The organism is Nocardioides sp., assembly GCF_031397825.1.
In the GTDB taxonomy this organism is placed as follows: Bacteria; Actinomycetota; Actinomycetes; order Propionibacteriales; family Nocardioidaceae; genus Nocardioides.
In genome coordinates this window covers 1-16,612 of the sequence record NZ_JANNML010000221.1, presented here as the reverse complement: position 1 = coordinate 16,612, position 16,612 = coordinate 1, and the positions used below count along the sequence as shown (strand labels likewise).

Here is a 16,612-nt window from a genome sequence, read left to right as displayed (position 1 = left end):
CTCGGACGCAAGTTCGCGCGCGCCGTCGCCCTCGAGCCCGGGGTCTCCCGGGTGATCGGTGTGGACGTCGTCCCTCCTCGCGGGGACATGGGCGACGTGTCCTTCGTGCGCGCCGACATCCGCAACCCGGTCATCGCCAAGGTCATCGCCAAGGAGGACGTCGACACCGTCGTCCACATGAGCGTCATCTCGACCCCCGGCAGTGCCGGTGGTCGCAACACGATGAAAGAGCTCAACGTCATCGGCACGATGCAGCTGCTCGCGGCCTGCCAGAAGGCGCCGGGGCTGCGGCACCTGATCGTGAAGTCGACGACGACGGTCTACGGCGCCAGCAACCGCGACCCCGCGATGTTCACCGAGGACATGGAGCCGCGCCGCGCCCCGCGCGCCGGCTACGCCAAGGACGTCGCGGAGATCGAGGGCTACGTCCGCGGCTTCGCGCGGCGCCGTCCCGACGTACGCGTCACGCTGCTGCGTGCCGCCAACGTCATCGGTCCCCAGGTCCTGAGCCCGATCACGTCCTACTTCCGGCTACCGGTCCTGCCCACGGTCCTCGGCTACGACGCCCGCCTGCAGTTCCTCCACCAGCACGACCTGCTCGGCGTGCTGCGCCACAGCGTCAACGCCGACGTGCACGGCACCTTCAACATCGCCGGTGACGGGATCCTGATGCTCTCGCAGGCCGCCCGACGTCTCCAGCGGCCGACCGTCCCGATGCCCGGCTTCGCTGTCGGCAACGTCGGGTCGTTCCTCCGCTCGGCCCGGGTCGCCGACTTCTCGCCCGAGCAGCTCTCCTTCCTCACCTACGGGCGGGGCGTCGACACGACCCGGATGCGCGAGGTCCTCGGCTTCGAGCCACGCTTCACCACCGCGGAGGCCTTCGCCGACTTCGGCAAGAGCCTCCCGACGACCGGTGGCCGCTCCGAGCGGGTGCTCGCCGGGATCGCGCGCCAGCTGCCCGAGCCCGGGGCCGCCCGAGCCGGAGCCTCGCAGGCGTCAGGCCTCGTCGAGATCGGCCCTGGAGGAGTCCGCCGTGGGTGACGCCGAGATCATCCCCATCGGGACCCGTGGCCGACCGGGCCGAGGCACCGGCAAGCAGCCGAGCAGCGCCGCGCGCAGCCTGGCTCCCCGGGGCAAGCCCAAGCCGGCCGCCACGAAGGCGAGCCCGACCAGGAGACCCGCCCCGACGAAGAAGCCCACCGACACCGTCGACCCGCTGCTCGACGACGCCAGCGCGCCGGTCATCGAGACCGACCCGGCGGTGACCCCGTCCGAGACCCCGGTCATCGACAGCGCGCCGGTCATCCAGGAGGCCGGCACCGCCACGGCGCCGCTGGTCCCGCCCGCGCTGACCAAGAGCCGCAACCCCCTGGGCGGCATTCCCAGCAAGGACTGGCTGGCGGCCTTCCAGCACGCCGCCCGCGAGGTCTTCGGCGAGCAGTGGGAGCCCCAGCTGGCCAGATTCCTGGCCTTCCTGCGCCGCCGCGTCACCGGCGACTACGTCGTGGATGAATACGGCTTCGACCAGGAGGTCACCCAGCGCTTCTTCATGGCCGCGCTGCGACCGATCGCGGAGAAGTGGTTCCGCATCGAGGTCCGCGGCATCGACAACATCCCCACCGACGGGGGCGCGCTGGTCGTCTCCAACCACTCCGGCACGATCCCGGTCGACGGACTCATGACGATGGTCTCGATCCACGACCACACCGGTCGCTTCCTGCGCCCCCTCGGAGCCGACCTGGTCTTCTCGATGCCGATCGTCAGCAGCCTGGCCCGCAAGGGCGGTGCCACGCTGGCGTGCAGCGAGGACGCCGAGCGGATGCTGCGCGGTGGCGAGCTCGTGGGTGTGTGGCCCGAGGGCTTCAAGGGCATCGGCAAGCCCTACGCCGACCGCTACAAGCTCCAGCGCTTCGGCCGCGGCGGCTTCGTGTCGGCAGCGCTCCGCACCGGTGTCCCCATCGTGCCCCTCGCGGTCGTCGGCGCCGAGGAGATCTACCCGCTGGTCGGCAACATCCCCGGCCTGGCGCGCATCCTCGGGGTGCCCTACATCCCGATCACGCCGTTCTTCCCGTTGCTCGGCCCCCTCGGCCTGGTTCCGCTGCCGTCCAAGTGGCTGCTGGAGTTCGGCGAGCCGATTCGCACCGACGACTACGACGGCGCGGCCAGCGACGACCCGATGCTGGTCTTCAACGTGACCGACCAGGTCCGCGAGACCATCCAGCAGACGCTCTACTCCCTGCTGATGCAGCGCCAGTCCGTCTTCCGCTGATCCCGTTGTGTCGCCGCCCCACGAGGTGCCGACGCGACGACGCCCCTGACCGGTAGGGCCAGGGGCGGTCTCAGCAGAGCGACGTCAGTCGAGCAGGCCGACGACGCCGTCGACGGTGTCCTCGAGGACCTCGCCGAGGTCGGGCTGGTTGGCCGGCACCGAGGGCGAGGGCGCGGAGCCACCACCGGTCAGGCCGTCCGTCAGGTCGGTGATGGGGTCGTCGTCCTCGCCTGCCGGGGCCTCGCCCGGCTCGGGCGTGCCGGGCTGCTCGAGGACGGGCGGCTCGGTGGGCTGGGCGGCGGGCGGCTCGGTCGCCTGGCCGGTGCCGCGGTTGCCACCCCTGCCGGGCTTGCCCTCACCCTGGCCGGAGCCGGCGGTGCTGGTCTGCTCGGCAGGCTGGTTGCCCGTCACGTTGGCGAGGAGGTCGGCGACGTCGTTGAAGACGAACTCGGGGATCTCGGTCAGGCCCTTGACCACGCAGGTCGGGCACAGCGCGATCGCCTGCTGGTCGATCTGGGTGAGGACCTGGGCGGCCTGGACCAGCGCGCTGCGGGCACCCTCCGGCACGAGGCCCTCGAGCTCCTGGAGCGTGTCCATGCTGTCGGCCGCAAAGGTGCGCAGCTCCGAGATGGACGCCTCTTGGCCGGTCGACTCGTAGGAGGCGAGCAAGAGGTCGGAGGCCTCGGTGGCCTGCGTCGTGAACGCCTGGAGGGTCTCGGCGATGGCCAAGGTGGCGCTGTCGCGCCTCTCGCGGCTGAGCTCGTCGACCTCCTCGAGCCGGCCGGAGGCGTTGGCGAGCAGCGTCGAGCCCTTGTCGCCCTCGTCGACCTGGACGCCTGCTTGGGCGTTCTCGAGGGCTCGCTTGAGCGGGTAGAGGGTGTCGCCGGGCAGCGCGGTCTGGGCGGCCACGGCCATGGAGGTCGTGGCGCCGACGATCGCGAAGCCGCCCATGGCGACCGCGATGCGGCGCTCGCGCGGCGTACGCCGGGGGGCGACGGTCAGGCGCGCCTTCATCTCGGCGTCGGTCGAGGGGGCGAGGGCGGTCTCGGCGGCGATCATCAGCCGCTCACGCAGGTCGGCGACGAACGCCGGCCGCGCCTGGACGGGGGTGACGTGCCGCATCGCCTCGACGAGCTCGAGGACGTCGACGTAGCGCGCATCGGTCAGCTCACGGGTCGAGGCGTTCTCGACCAGGGAGTTGAACTCCTCGGCGCGTCGTCGCGCCGTGAATGCGGGTGTCATCGGGTCCATCCTGTGGGCGTGCTGGGTGCGGGTCGTGCCAGCGAGGTAAGAGGTGCTGACATCGGGCTCAACGACGGGTCGACCACGGAAGTTACGCGGGCGGGCTGGTGCAAATACGTGGCCAGCGACACGGCGCGTGAGGGAACAAATCCGGACATCGCGATCACCCCCTGATCCCGTCGGGCATCAGCTTGGCGAGGTTGCGGACCCCGCGGAGCTGGAGCTGCTTGACGGCGCCGTCGCTGCGACCCAGGACGGCGGCGGTCTCGGCGATGCTCATGCCCTGGAGGAAGCGCATGACCAGGCAGTCGCGCTGCTCCTCGGGGAGCTCGGTGAGCGCCTTGAGCAGGATCTCGTTGGTGAGGCCGGCGAGGACGGTCATCTCCGGGCCCTCGGTGGTGTCGTCGTGCGCCCCCATGTCCTCGGTGGTGAGCTCGAGGCGCGTGCGACCGGCCTTGAAGTGGTCGGTCGCGAGGTTGCGGGCGATGGTCATGAGCCAGGCGCCGAAGTCCTTGCCCTGCCACCGGAAGTTGGTCATGCTCCGCAGCGCCCGGAAGAAGGTCTCCGAGGTGAGGTCCTCGGCCAGGGTCGAGGAACGGGTGCGGTAGAAGAGGAAGCGGTAGACCGACGACTGGTAGTGGTCGTAGAGGAGGCCGAAGGCGTCGGCGTCACCCTTGCGGGCCAGCTCGACGAGGGCGATGAGGCGGGTGCGCTCGGCCTCGTCCTCCTCGGAGGACGTCGCGAGGTCGGCGTCGCCGTAGGCCCCGCCGCCCGAGCCGAAGCCCGATCCACCGGCGAGGGGGTGGTGGCTGTCGTCGGCCAGCGCCTCGGCGCGCAGGACCTGCGCACCCCCAGCGAGCAGTGGCTGCTCGACCAGGATCAGGCGCGCGACGAGCGCGCGCAGGGCTTCGAGCCCGCGCTGCGTGTCACGACCATTCGACGGCATGCTGATGAGAGACCCTCCCCGCTGAGGCGTGCCCCCCGGCGCCCTGTCCTTCGATCGTAGGCCAGTTGCCTACCGACGGGGAACAAATCCGGGGTTCTCCGGTCCAGACCACGGGCCCCGGAGGGCCTGATGGTGTGCGGCTGTGCCCGGGAGGTCCGTGGGTCGTGCCCGAATGGGTCCGGATGGGCCTGTTCTGCCCGACGCTGGTCGACGCCGCCCGATCGTCCCGGACGACTCAGCGGCGCTTGCGGAACGCCACACCTGCGGCGACGGTGCCGGACGCGGCACCGGCGAGGGCGCCGACGACCAGCCCGGCCCGGGCGGCCTTGCGGCCGGTGCGGTAGTCGCGGATCCGCCAGCCCTCCGCGCGGGCGTGGGCGCGCAGCCGGGGGTCGGGGTTGATCGCGACGGGGTCGCCCACCAGCGAGAGCATCGGCAGGTCGTTGGCGGAGTCGGAGTAGGCCGAGCAGGTGGCCAGGTCGAGCCCCTCGCGCTCCGCGAGCGCCTGCACGGCGACGGCCTTGGCCGGGCCGTGGAGCATGTCGCCGACGAGGCGGCCGGTGTAGACGCCGTCGACGTGCTCGGAGACGGTGCCCATGGCCCCCGTCAGGCCCAGGCGGCGGGCGATGATCGTGGCGATCTCGATCGGGGCAGCCGTCACGAGCCACACCCGCTGCCCCTGGTCGAGGTGCATCTGGGCCAGGGCGCGGGTGCCGGGCCAGATCCGGTGGGCCATGGCCTCGTCGAAGATCTCCTCGCCCAGCTCCTCGAGCTCGGCCACGGTGTGGCCGGCGATGAAGCTGAGGGCGGAGTTGCGGGCCTCGGCCACGTGCTCGGGGTCCTCGACCCCCACGACGCGGAAGTAGGCCTGCTTCCACGCGGCTCCCAGGATGTCGCGCGTCGTGAAGAAGTCGCGTCGGTGCAGTCCGCGGGCCAGGTGGAAGATGCTCGCGCCCTGCATGACGGTGTTGTCGACGTCGAAGAACGCCGCCGACGTGAGGTCCGCCGGGGTGAGCAGGGCGCTCTCGACCTCGGCCGCCGCGGCCGCAGCCTCCCCGGCCAGCGTCGAGCGTTGCTGGAGGTTCAGCGGCTTGTGGTGCTTGTCCGGCGGCGACACGCGCTCAGGGTAGCCCGCGTCGACGCGGGCGCCGTACGACGTGCCCAGAGGTGTTGCAGGCCTGTCGATGGCCTGCGATCCGCGAGAGGAGGCCGGCCGGGGTGTGGAAGTATCAGCCCATGTCTGGCCAGCACCCCTCCCCGGTCGCGCGCGACGTCGCTGACCTCGTGGCGACGGCTGCCGCCGAGAGTCCCGACCGCCTCGCGGTCGTCGAGGCCGGCGGACGCAGCGTCACGTGGGCCCAGCTCGACGACGAGGTCGGTCGGGTCGCCACCGGGCTCGGCGCCGCCGGCATCGTCGCGGGGCTGCGCGTCATGGCCGTCGTCGGCAACCGCATCGAGTTCATCACGACCTACCTCGGCACCCTGCGCGCCCAGGCCGTCGCCGTGCCGGTCAACCCCCACGCGACCCCGGGCGAGCTCGCCCGGATGATCGCCGACTCCGGCGCCCGGATGGTGGTGGCCGACGGCAACGCCGTGTCCCGGGTGCGGGAGGCCGTCGCGCTGCTGGACCGCGCGCTGTCCGGCGAGCTCGAGGGGGCCGACGACATCGACCCCGCCGTGCTCGAGCGGCTGACCCTGCCGCGGGTCGTGGTCATCGGCGCCACCCTGCTCCCGGGCGAGCGCTCCTACGACCACCTGCGCGCCGACAAGGCCCGCGCCGTCCCGCCGCTCCAGGACCCCGAGAAGCTCGCGGCCCTCCTCTACACCAGCGGTACGTCGGGCCGCCCGCGCGCCGCGATGCTCACCCACCGTGCGTTGATCGCCAACATCGAGCAGGCCGCGGCCGTCGATCCGCCGATGATGCACGGCGACGACGTGGTGCTCGGGGTGCTGCCGATGTTCCACGTCTACGGCCTCAACGCGGTGCTCGGCGGGGTGCTGCTGCATCGCGCCAAGCTCGTGCTGGCCGAGCGCTTCGACCCGCAGGGCACCCTCGACCTCATCGACGACGAGGCGTGCAGCGTGGTGCCGATCGCTCCGCCGGTGTTCGCCTACTGGCGCTCGGTCGAGGGGCTCGAGGAGCGACTCGGCCCGGTCCGGCTGGTGCTGAGCGGCTCCGCGCCGTTGGCCCCGGAGGTCATCGAGGAGTTCACGGCGCGCACTGGCATCGCGGTCCACCAGGGCTACGGCCTCACCGAGGCCTCCCCGGTCGTCACCAGCACGCTGCGGTCGCAGGTCCTGCAGACCGGCTCGGTCGGCGCTGCGCTCGAGGGCATCGAGATCCGCCTGGTCGACGAGGCCGGCGCGATCCCCGTCGGCGACGACCCCGGCGAGATCCAGGTCCGGGGGGCCAACCTCTTCAGCGGCTACTGGCCCGACGGCGCCGACGGGCCCGACGACGACGGCTGGTGGTCGACCGGGGACGTCGGCTTCCTCGACGCCTCAGGCGACCTCTTCCTGGTCGACCGGCTCAAGGAGCTGGTCATCGTGTCGGGTTTCAACGTCTATCCCGTGGAGGTCGAGGAGGTCATCGGCGAGGTCCCCGGGGTGAGCGAGGTGGCCGTGATCGGTGTCGAGGACCCCGTGACCGGCGAGGCCGTGGTCGCCTACGTCGTGGCACCCGGGGGCGACCCGGCGACCGTCGGGTCCGCCGTACGCGACCACTGCGCGCAGCGCCTCGCCCGCTTCAAGCAGCCCAGCCGCATCGAGGTCGTCGACACCCTCCCGCTGACCGGCACCGGCAAGGTGCAGAAGGGGCGGTTGCGGGGCCTCGAGCGACGCCGGGCCCTGGGCATCCTCGAGTGAGCGCGCCGGCCGACCGTGCCGAGGTCAGGGTGACGCTCTACAGCCGGCCCGGCTGCCACCTGTGCGATGACGCGCGCGTCGTCGTCGAGGCCGTGTGCGCCGAGCTGGGGGAGTCGTTCACCGAGGTCTCCATCGACGACGACCCCGAGCTCACCCGCCGCTTCGGCGAGGAGATCCCGGTGACCTTCGTGGACGGCCGCCAGCACGACTTCTGGCGCGTCGACGCGACCCGGTTGCGGGCGGCTCTGGCGCGCTGAGTGCGACGTACGACGTGGGCTCTGCTGCTCACGCGGCCGCCTCATCAAGGTGTGTCGGCCGAGCGTCGCCTCCCACGGTGAAGCGGGCGCCGGCTGCAACGCCGGTCCGCGGCCACGACTCCCCACGACGACACGCCACCTCCCACGGGGTGCTCACCATGGGCAGTGGCGGTTCGTCTGCATACCGTGATGGACCGGCCGCCGCCAGGCCCACTCACCCGCCCGACCGACGACCACACCGCCGCAGGAGGTGCCGGGCGCGGACCCGCTGCGGGTGGGTCATCTCACATGTGCTAGCCCGGGACGCCTGAGCGGCAACGGCTCGTTTTGTTCTCCCGTTCACAAACTCCTACAGTGATCTGGCCGCACCCCCGGAGGGCCTCGGACGGGGCCCCCTGATCGTGGCGTGCGACTGGAAAGAAGACAGTGACCGCACGGACAACGAGTGAGACTGCCCGGGACATCCCCGAGGCGACGGTCGCTCGCCTGCCCGTCTACCTACGGGCCCTGACGACCCTGGTCGAGGCCGGCACGCAGACGTGCTCGAGCGAGGACCTCGCCGCTGCCGCCGGGGTCAACAGCGCCAAGCTCCGCAAGGACCTGTCCTACCTCGGCAGCTACGGCACCCGGGGTGTCGGCTACGACGTCGACTACCTGCGCTACCAGATCGCCCGCGAGATCGGCGTGACCCAGGACTGGCCGGTCGTCATCGTCGGCATCGGCAACCTCGGCCACGCCCTCGCCAACTACTCCGGCTTCCGCAGCCGCGGCTTCCGCGTCGTCGCTCTGCTCGACGCCGACCCCGAGCGCCACGACGAGGTCGTCGCGGGCGTCGACGTGCGCGCCTTCGACGACCTCGAGCAGATCGTCGCCGAGCAGGGCGTGGCCATCGGCGTCATCGCCACGCCCGCCCTGGCCGCGCAGGACGTCGCCGACCGGATGGTCGCCTGCGGCATCACCAGCATCCTCAACTTCGCCCCCTCGGTCCTCTCGGTCCCGGACGGCGTGGACGTGCGCAAGGTGGACCTGTCCATCGAGCTGCAGATCCTCGCCTACCACGAGCAGCGGAAGGCCCAGAGCGCATGAGCGTCCTCGTCGTCGGAATCTCCCACAACTCCGCCCCGGTCTCCCTCCTGGAGCGGGTCGCGCTCGACGCCGACGGGGTCAGCAAGCTCATCCACGACGCCTCGGCCAGCGAGCACGTCACCGAGGCGACGGTGATCTCGACCTGCAACCGGGTCGAGATCTACACCGAGGTCGACCGCTTCCACGGCAGCGTCGAGGAGCTCTCCCGGCTGCTCGTCGAGCACGCGGGGGAGTCGACCGAGTCGATGCTGCCGCACCTCTACGTCCACTACGACGACGGTGCTGTCTCCCACCTCTTCCAGGTCGCCGCCGGTCTCGACTCGATGGCCGTCGGCGAGGCGCAGATCCTCGGCCAGACCCGTGAGGCGCTGCGCCTGGGCCAGGAGATGGGCACGGTCGGCTCCGCGCTCAACCTCCTCTTCCAGCAGGCGCTGCGCGTCGGCAAGCGCTCGCGCGCCGAGACCGACATCGATCGCGTGGCCCCCTCGTTGGTCTCCGCAGCCCTCGAGCGCTCCGAGGCCGCCATCGGGCCGGTCGCGGGCAAGCGGGTGCTGGTCGTCGGCGCCGGCGCCATGGCCGGGCTGGCCACGGCGACGGTGTCCCGGCTCGAGCCCGCCGAGGTGACCGTGGTCAACCGCACCGTGGGTCGCGTCGAGCGCCTCGTGACCGAGTACGGCGTGCGCGCCGGCGCCATGGGCGACCTCGCCGTCGAGATCGCCCGGGCCGACATCCTGATCAGCTGCACCGGTGCGACCGGCGTCCTGGTCACGCGCGACATGCTCCTGACCACGCGCCCCGACGCGCGCCCGCTGTCGGTCATCGACCTGGCCCTGCCGCACGACGTCGAGCCGGCCGTCGGCGACCTCCCGGGCGTCACGCTGATCGGCCTGGCCGACCTCGCCGAGGTGCTCCAGGACTCCGACGCCGGCCGCGAGGTCTCCGACGTACGCTCCATCGTCACGCAGGAGGTCACCGCCTTCCTCGCCGCGCGCCGCCAGGCCCAGGTGACGCCCACCGTGGTGGCGCTGCGCTCGATGGCGACCTCGGTCGTCGATGCCGAGATGAGCCGCCTGGTCGGCCGGCTGCCCGACCTCGACGAGTCGGCCCGCCTGGAGATCCTCCACACCGTGCGCCGCGTCGCCGACAAGCTGCTCCACGAGCCGACCGTGCGGGTCAAGGAGCTGTCCAACGAGCAGGGCGCGGTGTCCTACGCCGCTGCCCTGGCCGAGCTCTTCGCGCTCGACCCCGAGGCCGTCGTGGCCGTGACACGTCCGGAGGGCCTCACATGAGTGCTCCCCTCCGCATCGGCACGCGAGCGTCCCTGCTGGCGACCACCCAGGCCGGTCACGTCGCCGAGATGATCCGCACCACGCTCGGTCGTGAGGCGGTGCTGGTCGAGGTCTCCACGGAGGGCGACCGCACCCAGGCCTCCGGCGTGCCGCTCGAGGCCATCGGCGGCACCGGTGTCTTCGTCAGCGCCCTGCGCGACGCGCTGCTCGCGGGCGAGGTCGACGTCGCGGTGCACTCCCTCAAGGATCTCCCGACCTATCCCGCCGCGGGCATCACGCTGGCCGCGGTGCCGCTGCGCGAGGACCCGCGCGACGTCGTCGTCGCCCGCGACGGCCTCACCCTCGGCGAGCTGCCGGTCGGCAGCCGGGTCGGGACGGGCTCGCCGCGCCGCGTCGCGCAGCTGCACGCCCTCGGCCTCGGTTTGGACGTCGTGGGCGTTCGTGGCAACGTCGACACCAGGATCAGCAAGGTCCGCTCCGGGGAGTACGACGCCGTCGTGCTCGCCAGGGCGGGACTCTCCCGGATCGGCCGTCTCGACGAGGCCACCGAGGTGCTCGACCCGCTCCAGATGCTTCCTGCCCCCGGGCAGGGCGCGCTGGGCATCGAGTGCCGCTCGGAGGGTGGCCTGGCCGAGGAGCTCGCAAGGCTCGAGGACACGCACACCCGCTCGGCCGTGGACGCCGAACGTGCCGTGCTGGCCACCTTGGAGGGTGGTTGCTCGGCACCGATCGGAGCCCTGGCCGAGGTCGCGGAGGGTGATGAGGGAGACGAGATCTGGGTGCGGGCCATCGCGCTCTCGCTCGACGGGGGCCTGTCGGTTCGGATGTCCGCATCCGGCGCCCCCGCTGACGCCACCGGCGTCGGCAACCGCCTGGCGGACGAGATGCTCGCCGACGGTGCAGGACAACTGAATCAACCGACAGACCCATCAGCAGAGGTGCAGAACGCATGACGCGAGGCAAGACCACAGGCACGACCCAGGGCAGCACCCAGGGCACGACCAAGGCCGCCACACGTGGCTGGGTGTCGTTCGTGGGCAGTGGCCCCGGCGATCCCGACCTGCTGACCGTGCGAGCCGTCGAGCTCATCAAGCAGGCTGAGGTGATCGTCACCGAGTCGCCCGAGCACGCCGGCCTCGTCCGGACCCTGCTCGGCCTGCCCGAGCCCGTCGAGGCCGCGGAGACCGCTGAGGGCGAGAGCGACGTCGTCGTCCCCGAGGTCACCGGTCCCGAGCTGGTCGACGGCGGCTTCGGCGAGGACGGCCAGCCGCTGACCCACGCCGCGCGCGCCAAGGTCGTCGTCAAGCACGCCAAGAAGGGGCTGCGCGTCGTCCGTCTCCTCTCCGGCGACCCGTTCCTCTACGCCTCCGGGCCCGAGGAGGCCCAGGCGGTGGCCAAGGCCGGCATTGGCTTCGAGGTCGTCCCGGGCGTCTCCTCCGTCGGCGCCGTCCCGGCCTACGCCGGCATCCCGCTGACCACCAAGGACCACCGCGAGATGTCGGTGATCACCTGCGGCGACAAGGTCGACTGGTCGGCCTACGCCGACGACCGCACCCTCGTGCTGCTCTCCGCCGTCGGCCAGATCGGTGACATCGCCAAGGCGCTCATGCTCGCCGGCCGCTCGCCGGAGACCCCGGTCGCCATGACCCGCGTCGGCACCACCACCGAGCAGTCCACCGTCACCTCGACGCTCGAGCACATCGCGAGCGACGCCCGCGCGGCCCGCATGGCACCGCCGGCCATCGTCGTGGTCGGCAAGGTCGTCAACCTGCGCGACACGCTGTCGTGGTTCGAGAGCAAGCCGCTCTTCGGCTGGCGCGTGCTGGTGCCCCGCACCAAGGACCAGGCCGGCGCCCTCTCCTCGCGACTGCGCGGCTACGGCGCGGTGCCCGAGGAGGTCCCGACGATCTCGGTCGAGCCCCCGCGCAACCCGCTCCAGATGGACAAGGCCGTGCGCGGTCTCGTCGAGGGCCGCTACGAGTGGATCGCCTTCACCTCCGTCAACGCGGTCAAGGCCGTGCGCGAGAAGTTCGAGGAGTACGGCCTCGACGCCCGCGCCTTCTCGGGCCTCAAGATCGCCGCCGTCGGTGACAAGACCGCCCAGGCCATCGCCGCCTGGGGCCTGCGTGCCGACCTGCTGCCCTCGGGCGAGCAGTCGGCCGCCGGGCTGCTGGCCGACTGGCCCGAGTACGACGACCTGCTCGACCCGATCAACCGGGTCTTCCTGCCGCGCGCCGACATCGCCACCGAGAACCTCGTGGCGGGCCTGGTCGACCTGGGCTGGGAGTGCGACGACGTCACCGCCTACCGCACCGTGCGGGCCACCCCGCCGCCGGCGCCGACGCGCGACGCGATCAAGACCGGCAAGTTCGACGCGGTCGTGTTCACCTCGTCCTCGACCGTGCGCAACCTGGTCGGCATCGCCGGCAAGCCGCATCCCTCGACGATCATCGCCGTCATCGGCCCCGCGACCGCCAAGACGGCCGAGGAGCACGGGCTGCGGGTCGACGTGCTCTCGCCCAAGCCCGACATCGACGTCCTCACCGACGCGCTGGCCGACTTCGGTGCCGCACGCCGCGTGGCGATGATCGAGGCCGGTGAGCCCGTCACCAAGCCGTCGGCGCGCAAGCCGTCCGGTCGTCGTACGAAGGCCACCTCGTCGCGATGACATCCGGCTCCGGAGAGGTGCGCGGGCCCGAGGTGTCGGGTCCGGTCGTGCGGCCGCGCCGGCTGCGCACCACTCCGGCGCTGCGCCGCATGGTCGCCGAGACCTCGGTCGAGGCGCGTCAGCTGGTGCTGCCGCTCTTCGTGCGTGAGGGTCTCGACGCGCCGCGGCCGATCTCGTCGATGCCGGGCGTGGTGCAGCACTCGCGCGCCTCGGCGCGCGCCGCTGTCACCGAGGCGGCTGAGCTCGGGCTGGGGGGCGTCATGCTCTTCGGCATCCCCGAGACCAAGGACGCCGAGGGCTCCGGTGCACTCGACCCCGACGGCATCCTCAACGTCGCGATCGTCGACGCGGTCGCCGAGGTCGGCGACGCCCTGACGGTCATGAGCGACCTGTGCCTCGACGAGTTCACCGACCACGGCCACTGCGGCGTGCTCACCCCCGACGGCCGCGTGGACAACGACGCCACCCTGGTCGCCTACGCCGAGATGGCCCGCGTGCAGGCCGCCGCCGGCGTCCACATGGTCGGCCCGAGCGGGATGATGGACGGCCAGGTCGCGGTGGTCCGCTCCGCGCTCGACACCGCCGGTCACCAGGACGTGTCGATCCTGGCCTACTCCGCGAAGTACGCCTCCGCCTTCTACGGCCCCTTCCGCGAGGCCGTCGACTCCTCGCTCCAGGGCGACCGACGCACCTACCAGCAGGACTCCGCCAACGGCCTCGAGGGCGTCCGCGAGGCGCTGCTCGACGGCGAGCAGGGCGCCGACATCGTCATGGTGAAGCCGGCCCTGGCCTACCTCGACGTGCTGCGCCGGGTCCGTGACGCGGTCTCGGTGCCGGTCGCTGCCTACAACATCTCCGGTGAGTACTCCATGGTCGAGGCCGCTGCCGCCCGCGGCTGGATCGACCGCGAGCCGGCGATCCTCGAGACGCTCGGCTCGATCCGGCGCGCCGGTGCCGACGTGATCCTGACCTACTGGGCTGCCGAGGCTGCGCGGTTGCTGCGGCGCTGACGGCCTGCCTGCATGAGTCCCCGGATGTCCGGGGACTCTGTCACTTGGGGGGTGTTGCAACCCCCGACAAGAGCGCGACTCGCCCGTCCAGTACGGCGAGCCGTGCGGCGACGCGCCTTCTGCGGCCGGGCGCGTCCTAGGGTGGGCGGCACCCACCGCCAGCCGCTCAGAGAGGCGCCACCATGTCCGAGGTCCTGGTCGAGGCACGCGACGGCGTGCAGGTCATCACGATCAACCGCCCCGAGGCCCGCAACGCCATCAACGGCGCGGTGGCCCGCGGGATCTCCGCGGCCATCGACGAGCTCGAGGCCAGTGACGAGCTCCGGGTCGCGGTGCTCACCGGCGCCGGCGGCACGTTCTGCGCGGGCATGGACCTGAAGGGCTTCCTCACCGGCGACGTGCCGATCGTCGAGGGACGCGGCTTCGGCGGGCTCACCGAGGGGCCGCCGCGCAAGCCGCTGATCGCCGCGGTCGAGGGCCATGCCGTGGCCGGTGGCTTCGAGCTGACCCTCGCGTGCGACCTGGTCGTCGCCGCCGAGGACGCCAGCTTCGGGGTGCCCGAGGTCAAGCGCGGCCTGGTCGCTGCCGCCGGGGCGGCGCTGCTGCTGCCGCAGCGGATCCCGCAGGCGATCGCGCTGGAGATGTTGATGACCGGGGCCTCGATCGACGCCGCCCGCGCGGCCCAGCTGGGCCTGGTCAACCGCGTGACCGCGAAGGGTGGCGCCCTCGACGGCGCCCTCGAGCTGGCCCACCAGGTCGCCGCCAACGGTCCGCTGGCGGTCGCGGTCAGCAAGCAGATCGCCCGCTCCGCGCGTGACTGGTCGACCGAGGAGGGCTGGGCCCGGCAGGCCGAGCTCACGATGGACGTCTTCGGGTCGCAGGACGCCCAGGAGGGCGCCACCGCGTTCGCCGAGAAGCGGCCGCCGGTCTGGAAGGGCCGCTGACGCGTCGTACGACGCCGGGTGTCCGGGTGTCCGGGTGGCGGCCGGGGTGTCCGGGAAGACGGTGACTGGTGGGTGGTCGGCTGAGCGTGGGACCGCCCGCAGCTCACCGCTCGCGCGCCCTCACCGCTGGCCCCCACCACCCCGACGTCACCCATCCCGGCATCGGTCCGGGACGACGAAGGACCGGCAGACCGGGACCAACGGCCCTGCCGGGTGGGCGCCCGCCGGCCTAGCGTGGAGTCCCGGGTGGCGCTCCGGCCACCCCCTCCCGAGGAGGTCGCCATGCCCTACACCGAGTCCCCGGTCCGCGAGCTCAGCGTGGAGGAGTGCTGGTCGCTGCTCGACAGCGAGGAGATCGGCCGGCTGGCCTACCGGCTCGTCGACGAGATCCACGTCGTGCCCCTCAACTACGTCGTCGACCAGGGTGAGCTGCTCTTCCGCACGACGCCCGGCAACAAGCTCTTCGCCGCTGCGCTCCACTCGGAGGTCGCCTTCGAGATCGACTGGTTCGGCGACGACGTGGCCTGGTCGGTCGTGGCCCGCGGGCGGATGCGCGTCCTCGACGAGGTCGAGGAGCACCGGGTGGACACCCTGCCGCTGCGGCCCTGGGTGGCCACGCTCAAGTACGACGTCGTCGGCGTGCGGCCCGAGGTCGTCACCGGCCGGACGTTCACCCTGGACCGCTCGTCGGGGGACGGGTCCGGCGGCAGCGCCACCGGCCCTGCGGCGCAGCGGTGACAACCGGGCACAGGACGGGAGCGGTCTCCGAGGTCCCCGCCCCCGTCGGGCGTCCCGGCCATGCCGAGGAGCTCGACGAGATCGCGGAGCTGGCCCAGTCGCTGCTCCGCGAGGGACACGAGTACGACGACGTCCCCGGCCCGGGCGGGCTGCCGCCGTGGCGCGAGGGCTACCCCTACGAGCACAAGCTGTCGCGGGCCCGCTACGAGAAGACCAAGCGCAAGCTCCAGATCGAGCTGCTCAAGCTCCAGGCACACGTGAAGGAGACCGACCAGAAGATCGCGATCCTCTTCGAGGGCCGTGACGCGGCCGGCAAGGGCGGGTCGATCAAGCGGTTCATGGAGCACCTCAACCCCCGGGGCGCCCGGGTCGTGGCGCTCAGCGTGCCGACCGAGCGGGAGCAGACGCAGTGGTACTTCCAGCGCTACGTCGAGCACCTGCCCAGCGGCGGGGAGATCGTGCTCTTCGACCGGTCCTGGTACAACCGGGCCGGTGTGGAGCGGGTGATGGGCTACTGCTCGCCCCACCAGTACCTCGGCTTCATGCGCGAGGCCCCGGAGTTCGAGCGCATGTTGGTGCATGCCGACATCCGCCTCGTCAAGCTGTGGTTCTCGGTGTCCCACGACGAGCAGGCGGCCCGGTTCGCGGCCCGCTCGCTGGACCCGGTGAAGCAGTGGAAGCTGTCGCCGACCGACCTCGCCAGCCGCGACAAGTGGGCCGACTACACCGCCGCCAAGGAGGCGATGTTCTTCTACACCGACACCGGTGACGCGCCCTGGACGGTGGTGAAGTCCAACGACAAGCGTCGCGCACGGCTCGAGGCGATGCGCGTGGTGCTGGCCGCCTTCGACTACCCGTCCAAGGACGTCGCGGTCGTCGGCACGCCCGACCCGCTGGTGGTCGGCCCGGCCTCACGCGTCCACGAGCGGGGCGAGGACCCGGGTCGCCTCTTCCCGCGGCTCCGCGCCTCCCGGGACGAGGAGCCCTAGGACCTGACCAGCCGCGCGATCGCGTCGGCGGCCTCCTTGAGCTTGGCCTCGCCCTCGGGTCCGCCGGCCTTGGCGGCCTCGACGACGCAGTGCGCCATGTGCTCGTCCAGCAGGCCCAGCGCGACCGACTGGAGCGCCTTCGTCATCGCGGAGATCTGCGTGAGGATGTCGATGCAGTACTGCTCCTCCTCGACCATCCGCTGCAGCCCGCGGGCCTGCCCCTCGATGCGCCGCAGCCGCTTGAGGTAGGCGTCGCGGTGCTGGTGGTGCACGTAGCCGGGCTCGATCTCGTCAGGAGTGCTCACGGAA

16 protein-coding genes are annotated in these 16,612 nt (G+C 72.2%); 12 read left to right on the top strand and 4 right to left on the bottom strand.

What is annotated here, in order from left to right:
* Window positions 1-1,041, top strand: a 1,041-nt coding sequence (locus RMN98_RS18540) for an NAD-dependent epimerase/dehydratase family protein (protein ID WP_309650296.1), incomplete at its 5' end; no start/stop codon positions are given.
* Window positions 1,034-2,269 (top strand): 1-acyl-sn-glycerol-3-phosphate acyltransferase, encoded by a 1,236-nt coding sequence (locus tag RMN98_RS18535; RefSeq protein WP_309650295.1) that lies wholly within the window; start codon window positions 1,034-1,036, stop codon window positions 2,267-2,269. The genes RMN98_RS18540 and RMN98_RS18535, both read left to right, overlap by 8 nt.
* A gap of 84 nt (window positions 2,270-2,353) precedes the next feature.
* Here the strand turns inward: RMN98_RS18535 and RMN98_RS18530 are convergent, their stop codons facing one another.
* From RMN98_RS18530 to RMN98_RS18520, 3 genes are all read right to left on the bottom strand, one after another.
* Window positions 2,354-3,511 carry a DUF5667 domain-containing protein gene (locus RMN98_RS18530; RefSeq protein WP_309650294.1) on the bottom strand — a complete coding sequence of 386 codons (1,158 nt, stop codon included), beginning with the start codon at window positions 3,509-3,511 and terminating at the stop codon, window positions 2,354-2,356.
* A gap of 163 nt (window positions 3,512-3,674) precedes the next feature.
* Window positions 3,675-4,457, bottom strand: coding sequence for a sigma-70 family RNA polymerase sigma factor (locus RMN98_RS18525; RefSeq protein WP_309650293.1), 783 nt, complete (start codon window positions 4,455-4,457; stop codon window positions 3,675-3,677).
* A 235-nt stretch (window positions 4,458-4,692) separates the two neighbouring features.
* Complete coding sequence (locus RMN98_RS18520; protein ID WP_309650292.1) at window positions 4,693-5,574, bottom strand: HAD-IB family hydrolase; 882 nt, start codon at window positions 5,572-5,574, stop codon at window positions 4,693-4,695.
* A 119-nt stretch (window positions 5,575-5,693) separates the two neighbouring features.
* Between RMN98_RS18520 and RMN98_RS18515 the strand changes: the two genes are divergently transcribed.
* The 10 genes from RMN98_RS18515 to ppk2 all read left to right on the top strand — a co-directional run bounded on the left by RMN98_RS18515 (window position 5,694) and on the right by ppk2 (window position 16,303).
* The gene (locus RMN98_RS18515) at window positions 5,694-7,322 is read left to right on the top strand and encodes an AMP-binding protein (RefSeq protein ID WP_309650291.1); all 1,629 of its coding nucleotides are present in this window, start codon (window positions 5,694-5,696) and stop codon (window positions 7,320-7,322) included.
* Window positions 7,319-7,579, top strand: coding sequence for a glutaredoxin family protein (locus RMN98_RS18510; RefSeq protein WP_309650290.1), 261 nt, complete (start codon window positions 7,319-7,321; stop codon window positions 7,577-7,579). Before RMN98_RS18515 ends, RMN98_RS18510 begins: the two co-directional genes overlap by 4 nt.
* A 426-nt stretch (window positions 7,580-8,005) precedes the next feature.
* Entirely contained in the window at window positions 8,006-8,665 is a 660-nt protein-coding gene (locus RMN98_RS18505; protein WP_309650289.1) for a redox-sensing transcriptional repressor Rex, read from the top strand.
* Complete coding sequence (locus tag RMN98_RS18500; RefSeq protein WP_309650288.1) at window positions 8,662-9,954, top strand: glutamyl-tRNA reductase; 1,293 nt, start codon at window positions 8,662-8,664, stop codon at window positions 9,952-9,954. Before RMN98_RS18505 ends, RMN98_RS18500 begins: the two co-directional genes overlap by 4 nt.
* Window positions 9,951-10,907 carry a hydroxymethylbilane synthase gene (hemC, locus tag RMN98_RS18495; RefSeq protein ID WP_309650287.1) on the top strand — a complete coding sequence of 319 codons (957 nt, stop codon included), beginning with the start codon at window positions 9,951-9,953 and terminating at the stop codon, window positions 10,905-10,907. Before RMN98_RS18500 ends, hemC begins: the two co-directional genes overlap by 4 nt.
* Window positions 10,904-12,622, top strand: a complete 1,719-nt coding sequence (locus RMN98_RS18490; RefSeq protein WP_309650286.1) for a uroporphyrinogen-III synthase — start codon at window positions 10,904-10,906, stop codon at window positions 12,620-12,622. The genes hemC and RMN98_RS18490 overlap by 4 nt, the downstream gene beginning before the upstream one ends.
* A complete protein-coding gene (gene hemB, locus RMN98_RS18485) occupies window positions 12,619-13,632 on the top strand; it encodes a porphobilinogen synthase (RefSeq protein WP_309650285.1) in 1,014 nt (337 codons plus the stop codon). Before RMN98_RS18490 ends, hemB begins: the two co-directional genes overlap by 4 nt.
* 182 nt (window positions 13,633-13,814) lie before the next feature.
* Window positions 13,815-14,576, top strand: a complete 762-nt coding sequence (locus tag RMN98_RS18480) for a crotonase/enoyl-CoA hydratase family protein (RefSeq protein ID WP_309650284.1) — start codon at window positions 13,815-13,817, stop codon at window positions 14,574-14,576.
* 282 nt (window positions 14,577-14,858) lie between these two features.
* Complete coding sequence (locus RMN98_RS18475; RefSeq protein ID WP_309650283.1) at window positions 14,859-15,314, top strand: pyridoxamine 5'-phosphate oxidase family protein; 456 nt, start codon at window positions 14,859-14,861, stop codon at window positions 15,312-15,314.
* Entirely contained in the window at window positions 15,311-16,303 is a 993-nt protein-coding gene (gene ppk2 / locus RMN98_RS18470; RefSeq protein WP_397210159.1) for a polyphosphate kinase 2, read from the top strand. The genes RMN98_RS18475 and ppk2 overlap by 4 nt, the downstream gene beginning before the upstream one ends.
* Here ppk2 and RMN98_RS18465 read toward each other — a convergent pair.
* On the bottom strand, window positions 16,300-16,575 hold the full coding sequence (locus tag RMN98_RS18465; protein WP_309650297.1) for a metal-sensitive transcriptional regulator: 276 nt from the start codon (window positions 16,573-16,575) through the stop codon (window positions 16,300-16,302). The two genes, ppk2 and RMN98_RS18465, sit on opposite strands and share 4 nt — an antisense overlap.
* Window positions 16,576-16,612: the final 37 nt, after the last annotated feature.